Genomic DNA, 21,395 nt, shown 5'->3' with positions numbered 1-21,395 from the left:
CTTATGTACGATAACAAGCATTTATTTTCACATATCCATAGCTTAAGTCACAGCCCCAAGCTGATCCTGTCTCTTCACCTAAGTGTAAGTACACATTAATCACTATTTCATCTTCTTGTAATCTCTCTTTCATTTCTTCTTCAGAAAATGTTTGAGGCTCACTATTTTTTAATACCGATATAGATTGAAGAGTAATGTCAATTGTATTCGGATTAATAGCTACTTCACTTTGTCCAATACTGCTAATAATTCGTCCCCAGTTTGGGTCTTCACCATATATTGCTGTTTTCACAAGACTCGAACCGACTATTTGCTTTGCAATTTTTTTTGCCTCTTCATTCGTTTGAGCTCCTAGCACATTTACTTCTATTAACTTCGTAGCGCCTTCACCATCTTGCGCAATTTTTTTTGCTAAATCTTCACATACCTTCTGTAAAGTACATACGAAAGTTTCCCAATCTGTATGTTCCATATTTATCGGGCTTGTTTCTGATAATCCACTTGCCATAACGATGACCATATCATTCGTAGAAGTATCTCCATCTACCGTAATTTGATTAAATGTATGATTCGTAATTTGGGATAATGCTGTTTGCAATACGTCACGCTCTATATGAGCATCTGTCGTAATAAAACTAAGCATCGTTGCCATATTCGGATGAATCATCCCTGAACCTTTTGCAACACCCGCAATCGCCACTTTCTTCCCATCAATAATCATTTCATAACAAGTTTCTTTCGTGATAAGATCCGTCGTTAAAATTGCTTCAGAAAAAGAATATGCTTCACTTTCTTCCTTCGTCGGTATAAGAGTTGCAATCCCCTTTCGGATTATATCCATCGGCAGTGGAACACCAATTACACCTGTTGAAGCTACTGCAACGTAATTTTCTTTCACTCCAAAATGTTCCGCCCCTAACGCGCGCATCTCGTATGCGTCTTGTAATCCTTGCATTCCAGTACAAGCATTTGCATTTCCACTATTAACGATAATTGCTTGTAACTTCCCTTCTGCCGTTATACTATCCTTCGTTACTTGCAAAGGGGCTGCTTGTATTTGATTCGTTGTATACACAGCGGCACATGATGCTGGTACGTCACAAACGATTGCCCCTAAATCCTTTTTCTCCTTTTTCAGACCATTTACAGTACCAATTGCCGAAAAGCCTTTAGGCGTTACAATTGAACCATTTTCTAATTTTGTAATAGACGCTACTTTAATCATCATGTCCCCCCTATAGATAAAGCGGCATATGTTGTAAACCTGTTGTCTCTTCTAGTCCCGCTATTATGTTTGCATTTTGAATCGCTTGCCCAGCCGCGCCTTTCATCATATTGTCTATAACAGAAACGACCGTAACTCTTTCAGTTCTTTCATCGTAAGCTATGCCAATATCACAATAATTTGAGCCTCTCACTTCTTTTGGACTTGGAAATTTCCCTTGCGTACAAATTCGGATGAAAGGCGATTGTTCATACGTTTCTTCATACAATTTTTGAAGTTGCTTTATTTCCATCTTTTGTTTTACTTTTGCATAAAGTGTAATCATAATTCCTCGTGATATCGGTATTAAATGTGTGCTAAATGTAATTGGCTGTGATTCACTATTCCATTCTGTAAGCATTTGCTCAATCTCTGGAACGTGCTGATGCTGGTTTACTTTATAGATATGTAAGTTATCGTATAGCTCAGGAAAATGAGTCATTGTTGTTGGTGTTTTTCCTGCTCCTGATACCCCTGATTTCGCATCAATAATAATCGAATCTTCTTCAATCATGCTACTACGTATTAACGGCGCTATCGCTAGCAATGTGGCTGTAGCAAAACATCCTGGGTTTGCAATTAAATTTGCCTTTTGAATCTCAGTCCTTTTCCATTCACTTAACCCATACACTGCTTTTCTAAGAATTTCTTCTTTCGCTGCTGGCCTTTTATACCACAGTTCATATGACGAAGGATCTATCATACGAAAGTCTCCAGATAGGTCAATTACTTTTAAACCTTCTGCTATTAACTTGGGAGTTAACTCCGCTGATACTCCTGCTGGTGTTGCTAGAAATACGATTTCTGCTTCTTTCCCTATTGTCTTCACATCAATTTCTTGTAACGTATGAAAAAGGACATTTCGAAGATGCGGATATACATTTGTTATACACTCACCAACTTGCGAAAAAGAATGAAGAGATGCTATAGAAAAATATGGATGTTGTTCTAATAAACGAATTAATTCAATGCCCCCATATCCAGTGGCTCCAATAATTGCGACTTTCATAAGTTCCTCCTCAAATCGATTCTTTAAATTAAGTATGATTATAATATTGTATATTTATAGAGTCAATTAAATATTTATAAATTTTTAAATCTAAAAAAACTTAATTTTATTAGAAAAATAATATACTCAACCGAATTTTTATACAAAAATAGTGCATAGTAGTTTTTTTATTTCACTTCAAGTACAATAAAACAATACATACGTACATACAGGCGGGAAAAAATATGAACGAAAAATTAATTGAGAAAATGATTATAAAAAGTTTTCAGCAATATCAATGCAGTCCAATATCAAAAGAAGATCAGGAAATGCTAGTGAAACATATTCAAACGGTGACTCATTCAAATATTGAAATTGATTTATACGAGGAGATTGAGGATATTGTTTATGATTATGTGACTGGAAAACAATAAAAAACAGGAGATTTCCATGTGGAAATCTCCTATTTTTTACTTAATGATTTACCTGCTACACGTTCAAATAAACCTGGGAATAAAGCATAAAGTTTTGGACCAATTCCCATCCACTTCGGTAAGTTTACTTCACGTTTTTTCGTGTGCATCGACTTTACGATTTGTTCTGCTACGTATGTTGGTTTTAACATGTAACGTCCCATATTCTTTACATATGTACCAGATTGATCCGCTATTTCAAAAAAGTTTGTATCTATCGGACCTGGATTAATTGCTGTAACATAAATATCTGTATTCGCTAATTCCATGCGTAAACTATTCGTAAATCCTAATACAGCATGTTTCGTTGCTGCATACGCACTTGATTTCGGAGTTGCAATTTTTCCGGCAAGTGAAGCAATATTAATAATATGTCCTTCGTTCTTGTTTACCATATAAGGTAGTACCGCTTTCGTACATGCTACTAATCCAAATACATTTACTTGGAACATATCTTTTACTTCACCCATTGACGCATCTTCAAACGTTTTAAAAATACCAAATCCCGCATTGTTTACTAATATATCAATACGTCCCACTTCTTGTAATACCTTTGAAAAAACAGACTGTACTTCCATCTCTTCACTTACATCTAATACATAATAATAGCAAGGCGTATTATAAGTTTCTTTAATTTTGTCTACTAACGCTTGTAGTTTCTCTTCTGTTCGAGCCATTAATACTGGAGTCGCTCCCTGTGCTGCAACTTGCATTGCAACTTGCTCACCAATCCCACTAGAAGCACCTGTAATGACGATTACTTTATTTTGTAAACGTCCTGTCATTGCTGTCACCTACTTTGCATAATAAATCAATTGTTGCGATGACTCATCAATCATCACTTGTTGATTATATGCTAAATAGTCCAATTGTCCAACCGTTTCTGAAATAGTAAGTGGTAATTGTTCTTTATATAATACCGGAAATAGTTTTACACATACTTCAAATGCTGTCATTGGTTTTTCCTTTAATAACTCAAGCACTTTAAAAGCACGTGTTTCTTGCTTTTGTAATCTCGTTTCAATAAGTTGTTTCACATTTAGAACATCTTCCCCATGCCCTGATAAAATGCGTGAAATATTCATTTCGCTTAAACGCTGTAATGTTTGATTATATTGTAGTAATGGGCGTGCCCGCTCTGTTTGCCCTTCATATGGCGGTTCTAGTATTGGATTCGAAGAAATATGACTAATGAGAGCATCTCCACCAATTAATATTCCATCAGATTCTCTATATAAAGAAATATGAGTAGAAGCATGACCTGGTGTTTCAAGTACTATAAATCCAGGCAAAGAATCAATACGATCTCCTTCTCTCACAGTATGCGTTAACGATCTATTACAAGAATATTTAAGTGTCCTCGTCGTCAATAACGACTCGTCTTTCAAAAATGCTGCTGGCACACCAAACTGTAAGGCCGTCTCTCTAAAAAATTCATGATACCGCTTTAAAAATTCTGGATTTTGTGTAATCCAAGGCTCATTCCAAGGATGTCCAATAATATTCGTCTTCTCAGAAAATATATTTAAAAGTCCACAATGATCTGCATGATGATGCGTAATGACTACTGTTTCAATATCTTCTATCGTATGTCCTAATGCACCTAATTGACTTTCTAACGCATTCCTTGCCTCTTCTGTATTCGTCCCTGTATCAATTAATGTTAATGTCTCCCCCTCAACTAAAAACACATTCACAGTTTCCACTGCAAATGGTACAGGAATCTCCATTCGGTGAATCGCCGTCATGCTTAGCCCCCCTGTCTCTTTCCGGTTCAAAAATGAATACTTCTTCAGTTTACAACTTCTATATATATTTGTCATTATTTTCAGATAAAAAGAGGTGTTTCCTATAAAAAAACGAATGTATGTACATTTATAAGAATTTCTAACCAAAATTAAAGGAGGAACATCATGTCTATTCAAAACATTTCCTTTCTCGGTGCAGGCTCTATTGCCGAAGCTATTATTGGTGGCTTGTTACATGCAAATGTCGTTAAAGGTGAACAAATTACTGTAAGTAATCGTTCTAACGAGACAAGATTACAAGAGCTACATAAAAAATACAGTGTCAAAGGTACTCATAATAAAAAAGAATTACTTACTGATGCAAATATTCTTTTTCTAGCAATGAAACCAAAGGATGTTGCAGAGGCGCTTACCCCTTTTAAAGAATACATAAATAATAACGTGCTTATTATTTCATTACTAGCAGGTGTTTCTACTGACTCAATTAGAAAACTACTTCAAAAAGACGTTCCAATTATTCGTGCAATGCCAAATACATCCGCAGCCATTTTAAAATCAGCTACCGCTATCTCCCCTTCAAAACATGCAACAGCGGAGCATATTCGCACTGCAACATCTTTATTTGAAACAATTGGTCTCGTCTCTGTTGTAGAGGAAGAAGATATGCATGCTGTCACTGCATTATCCGGAAGTGGACCTGCTTATATTTATTACGTAGTGGAAGCTATGGAAGAAGCTGCAAAAAAAATTGGTTTAAAAGAAGATGTTGCAAAATCACTTATTCTTCAAACGATGATTGGTGCTGCTGAAATGCTAAAAGCAAGTGACAAACACCCTTCTATTTTGAGAAAGGAAATTACTTCTCCTGGTGGAACTACCGAAGCAGGTATTGAAGTATTACAAGAACATAAATTTCAACAAGCACTTATTTCTTGTATTACACAGGCAACGAAACGATCACATAATCTTGGAAAAACATTAGAACAACTAACAAAAGAAAAATAGAAAAAGGAGCTCAAGTTTATTTGAGCTCCTTTTTCTATAATTACACTTAGTTATTGTTCTTCCCAAAAATCTCTTCTTGCAGGCGACGACCAGTCGGCGTTGCTGCAAGTCCACCTTCTGCTGTTTCACGAAGTGCTACTGGCATCGTTTGTCCGATTCTAAACATTGCCTCAATTACTTCATCACATGGAATTGTACTCGTTACACCAGCTAATGCTAAATCTGCTGAAATCATCGCATTCGCAGCTCCTGCTGCATTACGTTTTACACAAGGTACTTCTACAAGTCCTGCAACAGGATCACACACTAAACCAAGCATGTTCTTTAATGAAATTGCCATCGCTGTAGCTGCTTGATCTTGTGTTCCACCAGCCATCTCAACTGCGGCTGCAGCCGCCATTCCACTTGCTGAACCAACTTCAGCTTGGCATCCTCCCGCTGCACCAGAAATACAAGCGTTATTCGCAACAACCATACCGAAAGCTCCTGCTGTAAATAAGAATTCAATCATTTCTTCACGTGTAGGCTGCAATTTTTCTCTTAGTGCAAATAGTACACCTGGCACTGTTCCAGCAGACCCTGCTGTTGGTGTTGCACAAATAATTCCCATCGCCGCGTTTACTTCATTTGTTGCAACAGCTTTGCTTACTGCGTCCAAAATCGTATCTCCTGATAAGCCTTTTCCACTCTTCATATACGCTTGAACTTTTACAGCATCTCCACCAGTTAAACCAGTTGGTGATTTCACGCCGCGAATACCACGTTCTACTGCTTGCTCCATCACGACTAAGTTCTTTTCCATACCAGCAATTACTTCTTCACGTGAAATACTTCTTGTTTCCATTTCACATTGAATCATAATTTCTGCGATTTTTACATTTTGTTCTTTAGCTTGCGCCACTAGTTCCGCTGCGTTCCGAAACATGGTGTGTCCCCCCTGCAATTATTCCATAATAGTTACTTGACAAATATTTTGTTGCGCTTTTATTTCTTCAATCACTTCATCTGCTAATAATTCATCTGTTTCAATGACCATAAGCGCTCTTCTTCCTTTTTCTTTACGAGAAACACTCATTGTACTAATGTTAATCTCATGTTTCGCAAGGATTGAAGCTACCGCTGCAATAGCACCGAAGCGATCGTTATTTACAATAAGTAGTGCTGGGCTCGTGCCTGATAATTGAAGATCGAATCCGTTTAATTCTACAACTTCAATTTTACCGCCACCAATTGAGCAAGCAACAACTTCAATTTCATCTTCACCTTTATACAAACGAATTCTCGCTGTATTTGGGTGAGGTGCATTGGCATCTTCTTCAATGAATTCCACTTCAATTTCGCGCTCTTTTGCTATTTCTAGCGCCTCTGGAATACGTAAGTCATCTGTTTCAAATCCTAATATTCCACCGATTAGTGCTACATCCGTACCATGCCCTCGATACGTCTTTGCAAATGATCCATATAACGAAATGCTTACTCTTTCTGGTTCATGACGAAACAGCTGGCGAGCAACTTGCCCCATTCTTGCTGCGCCTGCTGTATGTGAACTTGATGGTCCAATCATAACTGGACCGATAATATCAAATACTGAGCGATACTTCATCATAACTCCCCCTAAACCTCTATGAAAAAATTTATTCTACTATTCTATTAAGCTGCTACATCTGTCGCTTTTCCAGTTGTACCACGAATTTGTTCTGCTGTACGAATTGGATAGTTTTTGAATAAAAGTAATCCAATATAACCTGAAATAATACCAGTTATCATAATACATAAGAATCTTAGCATTATTTTCATTTAAAAATGATACAAGATAATCCAGAATAAAGTCTGGTAGCAATCCAAAGTTTAACACAGAAGCCATTGCAAGCATAGCATAAACAAGTGATATAACCATTGCTAATGCAACTAAATTTGCACCCGCTATTCCGCCTAGACTACCTGCTGATGTTCTGAACTCTTTTAAAGAGTGGTGTACCAATTAAATCTCCACCACCTTATTAATAAAAAGCTTCTACTAAGGAACTCGCAATAGCTACACTTGCTAATCATATCGTTTAGCTAAAAAGTGAAAAAGACTTATGACAAATAATAGTAATATCTTTCCTATTATAATTCTCGTGTTACTCTCTCATGATTTAGTCAACTTCACTTGTTACGATAATGACTAAAATACATGCGACTTATCATAAATTATAACCTGCCCTCATTATAGCTTGTTTTTTATAAAACGCTTACTTTTGTTGAATTTTAAAAGTTCTGAATAAAATTCCATTTCTGCTATTTGTATCACTTGTATGTCATCTGACTTATATAACAGTTTTTCTAAATAATCATTATTTCGTATTTTTATCCTATATATTCAAAGCATCCTAATTTTCTGTATCATCCAAGTATAAGTATAAAATAATAACAGTTTTATTTTTAAATTTTTTTAGACATAAAAAAATGGCAACCTACCGTTACCATTTTTTACAAAATTATTATTTTTCTACTGGGAATGATTTCAAATCTGTCGCTATTTCTGTATTAGAAAACAACTCTCTAGCCTCTTTCAATAATTCCTTATATGTATCTCCTTGATAGCGAGAACTAATGTGAGTTAATATTAGTCGCTTCGCATTTGCCTGAAGTGCAATGCTCGCAGCTTGCTTAGATGTAGAATGAAAATAATCATACGCTTGTTGCTCATCTTCTGCTGCGAAAGTCGCTTCATGGACAAGTACATCTGCATCTTGCGCAAGCTCCCTACTCGCTTCGCAATATCGCGTATCACCTAAGATAGTAATAATTCTTCCTTTTTGAGGTGGGCCGATAAACTCATTTCCATTTAATATCGTGCCATCCTCTAATTCAACTACTTCACCATCTTTTAAACGTTTAAAGATTGGACCTGGTTTCACACCCATCTCAAGCAACTTATCAACTAAAAGAGCACCTTGTATATCTTTCTCTACAATACGATATCCAAAGCATTCTATACCGTGTGACAATCTTTTCGTTTCTACATAAAATTCATTATCTTCAAATACGGTACCTTCTTCTGTTATCTCCACAACTTCAAGTGGATATTTCACATGTGTCGTACTTACCGATAATGCCACTTCAATAAATTGTTTAATTCCTTTCGGTCCATACACCGTTAAAGGCGTAGTTCCTCCTTGAAATGAACGGCTACCTAATAAACCAGGCAATCCAAAAATATGATCGCCATGTAAATGCGTAATAAATATTTTTTCAATGCGGCGCGGACGTACAGATGTATGTAATATTTGATGTTGCGTGGCCTCGCCACAATCAAATAACCAAGTTTGTCCTCGTTCTTCTAACAATTGTAAAGCAATTGCTGAAACGTTCCTTCCTTTTGAAGGAACACCTGCACCAGTTCCTAAAAATACAAATTCCACTTTCTTTCCTCCAGCTCTAAATATACTCTATCTCTCATCTTACGGAATGTTATTTCAAATGGCAAATTGAATTTACATAACCAAACATCTAGACAACTATATAACACGAACGTTATACTCAAAAAATTTAGCTATCGTTCGTGTTTTGTGTTAAAATAATTATACTACATTTTAAGGGAGCGTTTTATTATGAAAGAAGTATTTCGTTTACAAACTGATTTTTCATCTTCATTTGATCGCTGGGTAAGTTCTTTCGTGTCTGATCACCCAGCACAATTAGAATGGACAACTTTAAAGGAATTAATCCATGAATATACAACATCACATACAAATGATACGTTACCAGCATATATTTCTTCAGCTTTCACATATTACGCACAACGCGTTTCAACAGCAAATAACTCAGAGATTGTTATTTTTGAAAATCATACAATCTCTTAATCTATCGTAAAAAGCACTGGTTACAGTGCTTTTTATTTATACTTATTTAGCAAATCGGCATATTCCGTCAAAAAATTTGTATACATACTTAAATCAAATTCATCTAAAATTATCTTTTTACTTGAGTTATTATTAAATAATTGTTTTGCTTGTAGTGCAAAAACGACACTTTCTATTTTTATAAAAATAGAAAGTGTCATGATATTTACAGCTTCATGACACCTTCTACATAAACTTATTTTCTAATTTTTGCTGAAACGACTTCTCTTGCTTACGTAGTAGTTGACTACCTCGTTGTAAAATCGGTGTTCCATACTTATCGTTAATTTGATCAATGACAGCAAGTAGTGGTTCTTTTTTCGCATCCTCTTCAAATGAAAATAAATCTAATTGTTTCACCGATTCTGTCTTCCACTCTATTTCAGTAGCTGTAACACCTAGTAAACGAACGGAATCACCATCCCAATGTTGCTTCCATAAACGGGATGCTGCTTGAAAAATATCGCGTTCTTCCCAAATTGCATTTTTCAATTGCTTACTCCGTGTTACTGTTCGCCTATCATGGTATTTAATCATAATTTGAATATTATAGCTGACAAGGGTTCGCTTTTGTAATCTTTTACTCACTGATTTTGATAACCGTTCTAACATATCAAGTAATTCTTTCTCTTCATCCATATCCTTTGAAAAAGTCATCGAGTTACCGACACTTTTATGTTGGCCCATTTGACTCGGATCCACTTCCCTATCATCCGTACCTTTTGCACGCTTTTGTAAATCAATACCGTGCTTGCCAATTTTAGCGCGAATGATATGCTCGTCTCCCTTCGCTAACTGTTCAATTGTATGTATATGAATTTCATTTAATTTTTCAGCTGTTTTTTCTCCAATCCCATGCATTGCTTCAACTGAAAGTGGCCAAATCATTTCTGGAATATCACGTTTTCGAAGTACGGTAATACCGAGAGGTTTTTTCATATCAGAAGCTGTTTTTGCTAGGAAAAGATTTGGAGCGATTCCGATACTACACGGAAGCTGCAACTCTGTTAATAGTGCTTGTTGAATCATCTTTGCTATTTCAAGAGGCGAACCAAGTGCGTAGCAATCTGTAATATCTAAATATCCTTCATCTATTGAGACTGGTTGTATCTTTTCTGTAAAACGAGAAAGGACTTGAAACATTTGAAATGAAGCTTCGCGATATAATGTGAAATTAGGACGCCTTACAACTAATTGCGGGCATAACCTTTTCGCTTCCCAAAGGGGCATCGTCGTACGTATTCCGTATTCTCTCGCCTCATAACTACATGTTATAATAATTCCTTTTCTCTCTTTTTCATTTCCAGCAACCGCTAATGGCTTTCCTTGTAATGATGGATCATGAGCAATTTCAACAGATGCGAAAAAGCAATTCATATCTACATGTAAAATAACACGACCATTTTTCGGATACATTTCTCGCATAGTACTCACTCCCTAATCAGAACGTTCGTTCTTTTATTATATCAAATTTTGCACAATAGTTATAATAATTACTTGTTCTTTTTTATAATCGATATAAATCGAAACTTTAATCAACTCTCACTAATCGGACTTTTACGGGCAGCAGGGCCCCCACCTAACTTCTTTACTTTCGCTGAATTTTGAGGTAGTGGTCTTACTGTCCGGCAAATAGCGGGATAAACTCAACTATACATTCCCTGTAGTTATATTAATCATTGCAATTAATTATTTACTACTTCCGATTTTCAATATGAATACGTTAAGGTTATTCCCTCGTCTAGTACATGTAGCAACAACGTATATACTTCCATAGTTTTTCTTATATTCGCTTATACGTCTTGTCAAAGCAATCGAATCAAAATAAAAAGCGTGTAAATCATAATTGATTTACACGCTTTTTCTATTCCATTACTTCGCTACTTCTTCAATAATTGCAACAACTAATTCTGCTGTTTTTGCTAATTCTTCAACAGGAATCTTCTCGTTTGTTGTATGAATTTCTTCATAACCAACCGCTAAGTTAACTGTTGGGATACCATGTCCTGCAATTACGTTTGCATCACTTCCGCCACCACTTTGATGAAGAGAAGGTGTACGACCAATTTTTTCAGCTGCACGTTTTGCAACTTCTACAACGTGATCGCCATCAGCAAATTTAAATCCTGGGTACATAACGTTTACTTCAACGTCTGCATGACCGCCCATTTCTTTTGCAGTTGTTTCAAATGCTTCTTTCATTTTCGCAACTTGTGCTTCCATTTTCTCATTAATTAAAGAACGAGCTTCTGCAAAGATTTGTACATGATCGCAAACGATATTCGTTTGTGTACCACCTTCAAAACGTCCAATATTTGCAGTCGTTTCAGAGTCAATGCGACCAAGTGGCATCTTCGCAATTGCTTTCGCTGCGATAGTAATTGCAGATACACCTTTCTCCGGCGCTACACCAGCGTGAGCTGTTTTCCCGCGAATAATTGCGTTCACTTTCGCTTGTGTTGGAGCTGCAACAACGATTTCACCAACTTTTCCATCGCTATCTAATGCGTAGCCATATTTCGCTGTAATACGCTCACGGTCTAATGCTTTTGCACCAACAAGACCTGATTCTTCTCCGACTGTAATAATAAATTCTATTTTACCATGAGGGATATTTTTCTCTTTTAAAACACGGATTGCTTCGAACATTGATGCTAATCCAGCTTTATCATCCGCACCTAAAATTGTTGTACCATCTGATACGATATATCCATCTTTAATAGAAGGCTTAATTCCATTACCAGGAACTACTGTATCCATATGAGAAGTAAAGTAAATTGTATCAACACCATCTTTTGTTGCTGGTAAAGTACAAATTAAGTTACCTGCACCATGACCAGTTACAGCCATTGTGTCATCTTCAAATACTTCTACACCTAAATCTGTAAATTTCTTCGTTAATACTTTGCAGATTTCTGCTTCAAATTTCGTTTCAGAATCTACTTGTACTAATTCCATAAATTCATTTACTAAACGTTCTTGATTAATCATAAGACTGCGCCTCCTGCACTACCATTATGTATGTAACACTATTAATTATAACAGAATTTCGCAAAAGTTTCGAAATACAAGACAAAAAACAGATGGTTTACATGTCTAGATAACCATCTGCTTTCTATTACTCATTTAACAATACCCAGCGCATATGATCTTCCCACACGCCATTTACCATTAACATCTTCCTAGACACGCCTTCATATTGAAAACCTATCTTCGTTACTACTTGTATAGATGCTAAATTACGAGGCATAATCGGAGCTTCTATACGATGTAACTGAAATTCCCCAAAAGCAACTTGAATTGCTTTTCTAAGCGCTTCTGTCGTATACCCTTTGTTTAACTCTGCTTTATCTAATTTATAACTGAGTACACAAGATTGATAAATGCCACGAACGATTAAATTAAATGAAATACACCCAATTATTTTCGTATCATCACCCTTTTTAAAAATCCATAGTCTGATGATTTTCCCTTCTTCGAACTCTTTTCTATCCTTTTGCAACTTTTTCTTTTGATAATCTAGCGTAAAAAAATCATCCGGTCTATACTCTTCCCAAGCTTTTAAAAATTCACGATTTCTGTCGTAATATTGAAGAACTGTTTCAGCATACGACTCATCAATTTCCCTTAAGTATAAACGATCTGTTTCGTATATTTTCATCATCGTATCTCCATTCTTCAGCTTGCCCAACTAAAAATTAACAATATACCCTTTTACTATATTCTCTATACACACTCAAATTTCCTGTTATATTTTGCAATCCCCTCCCGAATTTTGTCCTCACTCTCCCCTTGTCCATAATTTCATTTCTCGTTACAATGAAATTGTACTGATTTGCAAGGAGGTATAACGATGCATAAAAAAGCTCAAAAAGTTATGGTTTATGTGATGCTGATTTCTATGCTTGTAACAACATTACTTGCTGGCGCGAGTATGTTTTGGTAAAAAGGGCGATGTGTTCGTCCTTTTTTTACTTTTTACACATGACAAAATAAACCATCTCGACATCGAGATGGTTTATTTTATATAAAACACAATCGCTACAATACTAAAGGAAAATGACATTACAAGTGCTATTACAAAACTTGTATATTGTTTCTGCTGAAATGCTCCAATAACAAAAGTTAGATTAAGTAATGCCATACATACAATCGCTACAAGATAAGAACATATATTAAAAGTTGCCAATATGAATGTAATAACAAATAGAAATCCCATAAAAAACTGCATATACGAAAGTTTTGGATTCAAGTACATATGAGCAACCCCTTTATCTAATTTTATCTTTCTATATTCTCATTAACGCACGGTTATGTACACATGTCAAGACAACTTATTATAATAGAAAAAGCCAACCTTTTCGTTGGCTTTTTCATATGCAACGGCTCCTTTTTCTTTTGCCAATTGCTGAAATGATTTTTTCGATTTCACAATCCATACTTTCGTTCCAATTGGAATGCGATCAAACAAATATTCCACATCGTTTTTCTTCATTCTTATACACCCTTGTGAAATATACTTTCCAATTGAACTCGGTTGGTTTGTTCCATGTATTCCATATTTACTTCCATCAGTTCCTCTTGCATTAAATCCAATCCACCTTGACCCAAGTGGATTTTTTGGCGACCCACCTGGAATATCCTTCGCAATATAATACGGATCCTTCGCTTTCATTACAACATCAAAAGTTCCTTCTGGAGTTAATTCATTCGTTTTCCCTGTCGCTACTGGAAAAACCTTTTGAATCTTTCCATCGTCAATGTAAGCTAATTTATTCGTTGCTTTATTTACAATAATAAAAGGATCTCCGGCACGTGGATTATCCCCAAGAGGCCAAATCGGCGATAAAGAAAGACATAATATGATAGAGAGAAGATACGGCATAGATAATTCCTACCTTCTATATAAGTTCTTTTATATTATCCTTTCCCTTAAAGCGACTTTTAATGAGTAAATATTGTTCCATTTCATACACAAGTTGAACAAGTTTCGCACGTATCTCAAATTCTTCGCGTGTAGCTGGTAATGGCATGTCTCTAAATAATCCCCTCATTTCTTGAAGCTGCCTTAAGGAAATAACGCCAGTACTCTCAGGGCTAATAGCATTACCAATGTTTTCAACAACATCTGCAATCATATCAGCTTGTTCATATGTCCATGATAAAGAAGCTGCTAGTGGTATCATTCGCTCTAAAATTTCGAATTGTTGCATACGCATATTAAAATAACGATAGTAATAATCATCTTCTCGCATAAATGCATTCTCAAGTTTTTTAAACGATAAATCTCTTGCTTCATTTAACATATTCTCGGTTTCAATGAGTTCTGCCCCACTCCAACTACTTTCTCGATTTCGTAAATACACAACCATTTCAAACAAAATCGTTTTAAAATTGCTCTCTATTTTATCCTGATACTCTTTTAGCTTATTTTCACTACTCGGCATATACATATTTACTAATAACGCCATGCTAATCCCTATCGTTAATATAGCAATTTCATTTCCAACTATAAGCCATGTAATTTGCTTCAATGAATATAGATGCATAACAATAACTGAACTCGTGACAATGCCTTCTTGAATTTTAAGCATTACTGCAGTCGGAATAAATGTAAGTAACAATATGCTAATTGCAAGTGGTGTATAGCCGATCGTTTCAAAAATACAAAACGCGAATACCATTGATAATACACAAGCTAGAAAACGATGTAACGACACTTGAAGCGATTTGCGCTTCGTATTTTGTACACATAAAATAACTAAAATACCTGCTGAACTATAAAATTCCAACCCTAATAACTGAGCAATAAAAACTGCCGCGCCTGTCCCTATTGCTGTTTTTACTGTACGGTATCCAATTTTAAACATATCATTACTCCTATATGTATAAACGTATTTACAGCTAGTATAAAAAAAGGATGACACAATGTCATCCTTTTCTACTTATTATTCACATAACCTTTTCATATTACAATATTTTTTGTAAAAATTGTTGCGCACGTTCACTTTTCGGCGCTGCAAAAAATTCTTCTGGCGCACTATCTTCTACAAGCTTTCCTCCGTCCAAGAAAAGAACACGATCTGCCACTTCTTTTGCAAAGCCCATTTCATGTGTAACGATAGCCATCGTCATTCCTGTCGTAACTAACGATTTCATGACTTCCAACACTTCTTTCACCATCTCTGGATCTAGCGCCGATGTCGGTTCATCAAATAACATAACTTCGGGTTCCATTGCTAACGCTCTTGCAATTGCTACACGTTGCTTTTGTCCTCCCGAAAGACGATTTGGATACGTATCTTTTTTATCTACTAGTCCAACCTTTTCTAAAAGTTTCTCAGCTTTCTTTTCAGCTTCTTGCTTCGTTACCCCTTTTACATTGGTAGGAGCATACGTAATATTTTCTAATACAGTCATATGAGGAAATAAGTGAAAATGTTGAAATACCATACCGACATTTTCACGAACATGCATAACATTCGTTTTCGGATTCGTTACTTCTTCCGTTCCAATCCAAATGTGACCATCCGTTGGTGCTTCTAACATATTCATACAACGTAAAAATGTTGATTTTCCTGATCCAGAAGGTCCTATAATTGCAACTACTTCCCCTTTTTCAATCGTTGTTGTAATTCCTTTTAATACTTCGTTTTTACCAAATGATTTATGAAGGTTTTCAATTTTAATCACTTTTCTTCATTCTCCCTTCAATTGCCTTCCCGACTAATGTAAGAATAATGACTAACATATAATAAATCAGTCCAACAAAAAGTAATGGTTCAAGATATTTAAATGTCTCACCGCCTACGATGTAAGCACGACGCATTAAATCAGTCGCGCCTATTACTGTTACTACAGCCGATTCTTTCGTAAGTGTCGCAAATTCGTTCACAAGCGCTGGTAATATATTTTTTAATGCTTGAGGGAAAATAATATTTCTCATCATTTTTCCGTATGGTACCCCTAAAGCCATTGCTGCTTCTGTTTGTCCTTTATCCACCGCTTGAATACCAGCACGAATTACTTCTGACATGTATGCACCTGAATTCAAGCTAAATGCAAGTACAGCAGCTAAGAATGCTGGTATTTCATAACCAATTATTTGCGGGACACCGAAATAAATAATCATTAATTGCAATACAAGGGGTGTACCACGAAAAATTGATGTATAAAAATCTGCTGCTATATTTAATGCTCGTATTCTAGCAATTTTACAAAGTGCTAATAGCGTTCCTAAAATAAATCCTGCTAAAGCTGATACTGCTACAATTTTCAAAGTAACTTCTAAACCTTTTAGTATATATGGTATCGAAGGCGTAATCGCCGAAAAATCTAAGTTCATTCTTTTCATTCCCCTCACAGAAAAGTGAAAGGCAGCTTATTTTCCGCTGCCAAACCATTTCTTCACTAATTTATCCATTTCTCCATTTTCTTGCATTTTTTTAATTACTTTATTAAATTCAGCTGTTTTATCACTGTTTTTCGGAAGGGCAATTGCTGCTCCAACTTCTTCTGGCGCTTCTTTAATTTCAACTCCTTGTAAATCTTTCATTTTCTCTAAATAATTTTTAGCAACTGTGTCTTCTATAATTGCAGCGTCAAAACGACCAGCTTTAATTTCTTGTACGATTTCTGGTATACGGTCACGTCCCTCAACCTGGAAATCTACTTGTTTTTTAAATTCTGCTGCTTTCTCTTCTTGAATAGACCCTGTTTGTACTCCTACTTTTTTCCCTTTTAAATCCTCTACAGATTTAATGTTAGAATCCTTTTTAGAAACGACCATATTTTTCGCAACAAAATAAATATCTGTAAAATCAACATTATTTTTACGCTCTGCAGTTGGCGTCATGCCTGCCATTACGAAATCAACTTTTCCTGAACTAAGAGATGCTAATAAACCACCAAAATCCATATCTTTCACTTTCACTTCATACCCAAGTTCTTTTCCGATATATTTAGCAACATCAACATCAAAGCCGATAATTTCATCGCTCTTTGACGCATCTACATATTCATAAGGTTTATAATCTGCTGAAGTTCCCATTACGAGTACTTTTTTATTTCCTTTTGTTTCTTTCGATTCCCCATTACTACAAGCGCTGAATATACTTACAATTAAAATAAGTGCAAACGATATTGATACTAACTTCTTCATCTTTCTTCCCCCTAATAATGTATATTTAAAAGTTTAATAGAATATTTATTCGATGTTTGTATTGTATCAGCACTTTTATTTTTATGCAATATATAAAATAAAAATAAATAACAAAACAATATAAACGCTATTTTTCATGTATAAAATGATGCATAAAATAACACAACTATGCATATTCCATAAATTTTAATAATAAATAAAAAAGGCGGCACATCCACTTGATTGTGGACGTGCCGCCTTTTCTCTTATTTTTTATAGTTCTTCACAATTCTCTTCAAAATATGATTGTAGTTTCGCAATAACTTGCATCGGTTCATGACCTTCAATTTCATGACGCTCTACCATCGTTACAATTTTTCCATCTTTTAATAAAGCAAATGATGGAGAAGAAGGTGGGTACCCTTCGAAATATTCACGCGCTCTTGCTGTCGCTTCTTTATCTTGACCTGCAAACACCGTTACAAGGTGGTTAGGACGTTTATCATAATGTACGGAATGCGCAGCAGCAGGACGAGCAATACCACCTGCACAACCACATACAGAGTTTACCATTACAAGTGTTGTTCCATTTCTTTTAAACGCTTCTTCTACCGCTTCTGGTGTCGTCAATTCTGTATATCCAGCAGAGACAATCTCTTCACGCGCTTGGCGGACAACATCATTCATAAAAAAGTTAAAATTAATCACTCTTTTCCCTCCTCTAAAACTACCTATTTGTATCTTACCAGTTAATGTTTATGAAATACAAGTAAGTTTACTTGTATTTCAGTATAGAAAAGGTGTTAGAGCTCCTGCTCTAACACCTTTTCTTTAATGACCACGATGTTTTTGCTTTGCTTTTTGTACTTTCATTAAACGTCTTCTTTCTTTTTCAGCTTCTCGCTTCTCTTTAGACTGCACTTTCTTTTCTTGTTTATGCAATTCATAAGATAAACTAATCGCCTCTTGCGCCTTAGTAAAACGTTTAATATTTATTTCTTTTGCTGCTTGTCGTATGATACGCTTTATGTTTTTAGGACGCTGTTTTTCTTTAACTTCTACACCACATTTTGCAAAGTGCTGAAAATGCTCTAAAAGTGAACCATTCACAAACATAAGCACTTCTTCATCTGACGGTTCCGCCCCAAAAATATACCTCGCCCCATACAATTTCCCTTGTTCTTTACATGTAATGATTCCAACAAAAAATTGGCCATCGTGATATACTGTCAAATCCATTGACAGCCCCTCCTTTAAAAGATTAGAAATACAGGACATCCCGGAGGGGAAGGTTACTGACATGAAATCATGCGTCTGGACTACCAACCAGAACTGTGTTTTTGTATTTCTTTCACTATGATTATATCTTTTTTTCCATAATCTTCATATATTCAGCAATCATTTTTTTATGCGATCCTACAATATAGTCAGGTAGTTCTGTTACTGAAAAGAATTTAAGCTGAACTGCTTCTTCTTTATTCATAACAAAATCCCCTTCGTATTCGTCTGTATAATAGGCGGTTGTTACAGATTGAAATTCATCACCGTTTGCTAATTTTGTAAAGTAGTTCGCTCCAGAAAATACATTGATTAGTCGCAAGTTCTTCACTTTTATTCCTGTCTCTTCATATACTTCACGATAAGCTGTTTCTTCTGGTGATTCACTAAGCTCCATTAGCCCGCCAGGTAGCCCCCATTTTCCGTACGGCTCTGTCCGCTGCTGCAATAAAACATATCCATTTTCATTTATAATGAGTACAACAGCACCAACTAAAATTAAAGGGCGATGACCAACTATTTTTCGTAATTCTTCTACATATCCCACCGTATCGCCTCCTTTTTCGTTGTCCACACTATTGTATCATATGTTCGAAACGACAAAATGCGTATATTTTTCATTTTTTTAACAAAATATTTATTTTATGTGATTCATCTACTGTAGCTAACATAATAGATTCCACTTCTGTACTCTCCTCTAGAAATTCTCTCGCCCAAGCTTCTGTTTTTCCTAATAATGCAAGAACATCTTTCTGTATCCTCCCATCCTTTACTAATACAAAAGAAACTGGAGATTTTTTTCCCGCCACTTTAAGATCAAGCCGCGAAACTGCTTCATATTCTGGATACCGAAATATAGAAACGACACCGTTTGCTTCCCATAATGCTAATTTAATCGTTTGAATATCGCTCACATTTCGCATACGAAGTTCCGAAAACAAATATTCCACGGTAATTCTCGCCTTTTTCAAATTGCTAAAATCAATGGAACCATTATGTATAAGAATGATAGGTGCTGGCTCTAAAAAACGTCTCCATCTATCCCATTTCAGCATTAAAACTGAGCTTATAATATGAAGTACAACGAGTATGAACGTTGTAATCATCGAGCCCAGTAACCCTACTTTTTCATCAGACAATGCGTTAGAAATATTCCCACCAAGCAATAACACTAATACAACATCTAAAAAACGAAGTTGTGCGATAGACCTTTGTCCCATCGCTTTCGCAACTAATATTAAAAATATGTATGCTATAATAGCCCGAATAACCCATTCACTACTAGAAAGATGCCGTGCTCCTTCAAAAATATGCATATGCATCACTTTGCACTCCTTACCCGTCTCAAACTGCTAACCTGTTTTAGTTTGCAACGTTTATGAGCATATATGTAAAAAAGCTGGTTCGTTTAAAAACGAACCAGCTTTTTTTACTTAACTGAAAACATATATTTTTTATACGTTTTCCGTACCGATAGTATGAGCCCCATCATAATCATATTCGAGAATAAGGAACTTCCCCCATACGATAAGAAAGGTAATGCAATACCTTTTACAGGCATTAATCCAACGATCATACCGATGTTTTGGAATATTTGAACTGTTAATATACCGATCGATCCAGCGCATAATAATGTACCAAATAAATTATCAGCGGAATAACCAATAATAATTGTTCGATATAGTAGTAATAGGAACAAGAAGACAACTAAGGCTGCTACGATAAATCCACCTTCTTCGGCAATTGTAGCGAAAATAAAGTCAGTATGCTTCTCTGGGATATAGACGCTTCCTCCCCCAAACCCTTTACCTTCCATTCCTCCACTACCTACAGCTAAAATCGATTGTTGCGTTTGATAACCTTGATCTGCATTTTCAAATGGATTTAACCAACCTACAATACGCGACTGTTGGTGAGGTTTTAGTAAAGTAACTAAATTATTATAGAAAAAATCTTGATACTTAAAGAAAATAAATATTAAAGCAGATAATATGGTCAACGGAATAACTGTACATAATGCTATCAATTTCTTTTGAATACCTGACATAAATAAAATACATGCAATAGCAGCAGCATATAAGAACACCATACCTGTATCAGGTTGACTATATACAACCGCCATAGGTGGAAGTGACACTAGCATAATTTTACCTACTAGCTTTAAATCTGTTTGGAATGTCCTTGCCATATACTGTGCATTATGTTTTACTGCTATACTCGCTACTACAAGTAGCAATGCAATTTTGAAAAACTCAGACGGCTGAATTTGTCCAAATACTGGGAAAACAAACCATCTTTTTGCACCTAATTTTTCAGGTGTAAAACCTGATGGTGGTAATACTTTCAAAAGAATAAGTGAAGCAAACCCAGCAATATAAAGCGGCCAAGATAATTTTTGTAACTGATCTAAATCAATGCTTGCAACAAGAAGTAACAATACAACCCCAATTATGTAGTTAACACCTTGTTTCATAGCAAAGTTTGCAGCTCCATACTGTCCCGTTTGCTGACTGCTATATATAGCAGCTATACTCGTCACACATAGTGCACACAAAATTAAAATTAATTTTACATCTAAACTTTTTAGAAACTCGGTACTTCTTTTCATGACA

At 35.6% G+C, this 21,395-nt stretch carries 26 protein-coding genes and 1 pseudogene; 4 read left to right on the top strand and 23 right to left on the bottom strand.

Annotated elements, in window-relative coordinates; all coding sequences use genetic code 11:
- Position 1: 1 nt before the first annotated feature.
- Entirely contained in the window at positions 2–1,225 is a 1,224-nt protein-coding gene (gene argJ, locus BLT20_RS06625) for a bifunctional glutamate N-acetyltransferase/amino-acid acetyltransferase ArgJ (protein ID WP_000598397.1), read from the bottom strand.
- Between the two features lie 10 nt (positions 1,226–1,235).
- The gene (gene argC, locus BLT20_RS06620; protein WP_000861242.1) at positions 1,236–2,273 is read right to left on the bottom strand and encodes an N-acetyl-gamma-glutamyl-phosphate reductase; all 1,038 of its coding nucleotides are present in this window, start codon (positions 2,271–2,273) and stop codon (positions 1,236–1,238) included.
- 224 nt (positions 2,274–2,497) lie between these two features.
- Between argC and BLT20_RS06615 the strand changes: the two genes are divergently transcribed.
- Positions 2,498–2,686 (top strand): YqzH family protein, encoded by a 189-nt coding sequence (locus BLT20_RS06615; RefSeq protein ID WP_001003222.1) that lies wholly within the window; start codon positions 2,498–2,500, stop codon positions 2,684–2,686.
- Positions 2,687–2,715: 29 nt separating this feature from the next.
- Here BLT20_RS06615 and BLT20_RS06610 read toward each other — a convergent pair whose 3' ends face one another.
- Entirely contained in the window at positions 2,716–3,510 is a 795-nt protein-coding gene (locus BLT20_RS06610) for an SDR family NAD(P)-dependent oxidoreductase (protein WP_000147794.1), read from the bottom strand.
- A 9-nt stretch (positions 3,511–3,519) separates the two neighbouring features.
- Positions 3,520–4,473 (bottom strand): MBL fold metallo-hydrolase, encoded by a 954-nt coding sequence (locus BLT20_RS06605; protein WP_000125118.1) that lies wholly within the window; start codon positions 4,471–4,473, stop codon positions 3,520–3,522.
- Positions 4,474–4,638: 165 nt separating this feature from the next.
- On the opposite strand from BLT20_RS06605, the gene proI reads away from it, so the two are divergent.
- A complete protein-coding gene (proI, locus tag BLT20_RS06600) occupies positions 4,639–5,478 on the top strand; it encodes a pyrroline-5-carboxylate reductase ProI (protein ID WP_000027263.1) in 840 nt (279 codons plus the stop codon).
- A 46-nt stretch (positions 5,479–5,524) separates the two neighbouring features.
- On the opposite strand, the gene sdaAA is transcribed toward proI, so the two are convergent.
- From sdaAA to rnz, 4 genes are all read right to left on the bottom strand, one after another.
- Positions 5,525–6,403 carry an L-serine ammonia-lyase, iron-sulfur-dependent, subunit alpha gene (sdaAA, locus tag BLT20_RS06595; protein WP_000489461.1) on the bottom strand — a complete coding sequence of 293 codons (879 nt, stop codon included), beginning with the start codon at positions 6,401–6,403 and terminating at the stop codon, positions 5,525–5,527.
- An 18-nt stretch (positions 6,404–6,421) separates the two neighbouring features.
- Complete coding sequence (sdaAB, locus tag BLT20_RS06590; protein WP_000877445.1) at positions 6,422–7,081, bottom strand: L-serine ammonia-lyase, iron-sulfur-dependent subunit beta; 660 nt, start codon at positions 7,079–7,081, stop codon at positions 6,422–6,424.
- A gap of 47 nt (positions 7,082–7,128) precedes the next feature.
- Entirely contained in the window at positions 7,129–7,275 is a 147-nt protein-coding gene (locus tag BLT20_RS31305; protein WP_370685670.1) for a hypothetical protein, read from the bottom strand.
- A 686-nt stretch (positions 7,276–7,961) separates the two neighbouring features.
- On the bottom strand, positions 7,962–8,885 hold the full coding sequence (rnz, locus tag BLT20_RS06575) for a ribonuclease Z (protein WP_000397455.1): 924 nt from the start codon (positions 8,883–8,885) through the stop codon (positions 7,962–7,964).
- Between the two features lie 189 nt (positions 8,886–9,074).
- Between rnz and BLT20_RS06570 the strand changes: the two genes are divergently transcribed.
- On the top strand, positions 9,075–9,326 hold the full coding sequence (locus BLT20_RS06570) for a DUF3932 family protein (protein ID WP_000665704.1): 252 nt from the start codon (positions 9,075–9,077) through the stop codon (positions 9,324–9,326).
- A 32-nt stretch (positions 9,327–9,358) separates the two neighbouring features.
- Here the strand turns inward: BLT20_RS06570 and BLT20_RS30760 are convergent.
- The 4 genes and pseudogenes from BLT20_RS30760 to BLT20_RS06550 form a co-directional block, all read right to left on the bottom strand.
- Positions 9,359–9,493 (bottom strand): annotated as a pseudogene (locus BLT20_RS30760) (DNA polymerase IV); the annotation flags it as partial.
- Positions 9,494–9,551: 58 nt separating this feature from the next.
- Entirely contained in the window at positions 9,552–10,790 is a 1,239-nt protein-coding gene (locus BLT20_RS06560; RefSeq protein WP_001208858.1) for a DNA polymerase IV, read from the bottom strand.
- Between the two features lie 447 nt (positions 10,791–11,237).
- Positions 11,238–12,356, bottom strand: a complete 1,119-nt coding sequence (locus BLT20_RS06555) for a tripeptidase T (protein WP_000609803.1) — start codon at positions 12,354–12,356, stop codon at positions 11,238–11,240.
- Between the two features lie 127 nt (positions 12,357–12,483).
- Complete coding sequence (locus tag BLT20_RS06550) at positions 12,484–13,029, bottom strand: GNAT family N-acetyltransferase (RefSeq protein ID WP_001987197.1); 546 nt, start codon at positions 13,027–13,029, stop codon at positions 12,484–12,486.
- Positions 13,030–13,218: 189 nt separating this feature from the next.
- Between BLT20_RS06550 and prli42 the strand changes: the two genes are divergently transcribed.
- Entirely contained in the window at positions 13,219–13,311 is a 93-nt protein-coding gene (gene prli42 / locus BLT20_RS30505; RefSeq protein WP_000549040.1) for a stressosome-associated protein Prli42, read from the top strand.
- 72 nt (positions 13,312–13,383) lie between these two features.
- Here the strand turns inward: prli42 and BLT20_RS06540 are convergent, their stop codons facing one another.
- The 11 genes from BLT20_RS06540 to BLT20_RS06490 form a co-directional block, all read right to left on the bottom strand.
- Positions 13,384–13,623 carry a DUF3894 domain-containing protein gene (locus tag BLT20_RS06540; protein ID WP_000281167.1) on the bottom strand — a complete coding sequence of 80 codons (240 nt, stop codon included), beginning with the start codon at positions 13,621–13,623 and terminating at the stop codon, positions 13,384–13,386.
- Positions 13,624–13,689: 66 nt separating this feature from the next.
- Positions 13,690–14,250 (bottom strand): L,D-transpeptidase, encoded by a 561-nt coding sequence (locus BLT20_RS06535; protein WP_001146566.1) that lies wholly within the window; start codon positions 14,248–14,250, stop codon positions 13,690–13,692.
- Positions 14,251–14,266: 16 nt separating this feature from the next.
- Complete coding sequence (locus tag BLT20_RS06530) at positions 14,267–15,235, bottom strand: aromatic acid exporter family protein (protein ID WP_000472670.1); 969 nt, start codon at positions 15,233–15,235, stop codon at positions 14,267–14,269.
- Between the two features lie 100 nt (positions 15,236–15,335).
- The gene (locus BLT20_RS06525) at positions 15,336–16,058 is read right to left on the bottom strand and encodes an amino acid ABC transporter ATP-binding protein (protein WP_000590206.1); all 723 of its coding nucleotides are present in this window, start codon (positions 16,056–16,058) and stop codon (positions 15,336–15,338) included.
- Positions 16,051–16,710: an amino acid ABC transporter permease gene (locus BLT20_RS06520; RefSeq protein WP_001046916.1), complete on the bottom strand. Its 660-nt coding sequence runs from the start codon at positions 16,708–16,710 to the stop codon at positions 16,051–16,053. The genes BLT20_RS06525 and BLT20_RS06520 overlap by 8 nt, the downstream gene beginning before the upstream one ends.
- Before the next feature lie 36 nt (positions 16,711–16,746).
- Positions 16,747–17,526, bottom strand: a complete 780-nt coding sequence (locus tag BLT20_RS06515; protein ID WP_000737675.1) for a transporter substrate-binding domain-containing protein — start codon at positions 17,524–17,526, stop codon at positions 16,747–16,749.
- A gap of 252 nt (positions 17,527–17,778) precedes the next feature.
- Complete coding sequence (locus BLT20_RS06510; RefSeq protein WP_001979317.1) at positions 17,779–18,192, bottom strand: BrxA/BrxB family bacilliredoxin; 414 nt, start codon at positions 18,190–18,192, stop codon at positions 17,779–17,781.
- Positions 18,193–18,336: 144 nt separating this feature from the next.
- Entirely contained in the window at positions 18,337–18,744 is a 408-nt protein-coding gene (locus BLT20_RS06505; protein ID WP_000366599.1) for a YjdF family protein, read from the bottom strand.
- 121 nt (positions 18,745–18,865) lie between these two features.
- On the bottom strand, positions 18,866–19,330 hold the full coding sequence (locus tag BLT20_RS06500) for an NUDIX hydrolase (RefSeq protein ID WP_000542536.1): 465 nt from the start codon (positions 19,328–19,330) through the stop codon (positions 18,866–18,868).
- Positions 19,331–19,400: 70 nt separating this feature from the next.
- Positions 19,401–20,105 (bottom strand): DUF421 domain-containing protein, encoded by a 705-nt coding sequence (locus BLT20_RS06495; RefSeq protein ID WP_000550974.1) that lies wholly within the window; start codon positions 20,103–20,105, stop codon positions 19,401–19,403.
- A 107-nt stretch (positions 20,106–20,212) separates the two neighbouring features.
- Entirely contained in the window at positions 20,213–21,391 is a 1,179-nt protein-coding gene (locus tag BLT20_RS06490; protein ID WP_000831181.1) for an FtsW/RodA/SpoVE family cell cycle protein, read from the bottom strand.
- Between the last annotated feature and the right edge of the window lie 4 nt (positions 21,392–21,395).

This window comes from Bacillus sp. cl96, from assembly GCF_900100505.1.
Classification (GTDB): Bacteria; Bacillota; Bacilli; order Bacillales; family Bacillaceae_G; genus Bacillus_A; species Bacillus_A cereus.
The sequence above is the reverse complement of the archived record's forward strand: the minus strand, read 5'-3'. Positions and strand labels throughout refer to the sequence as shown.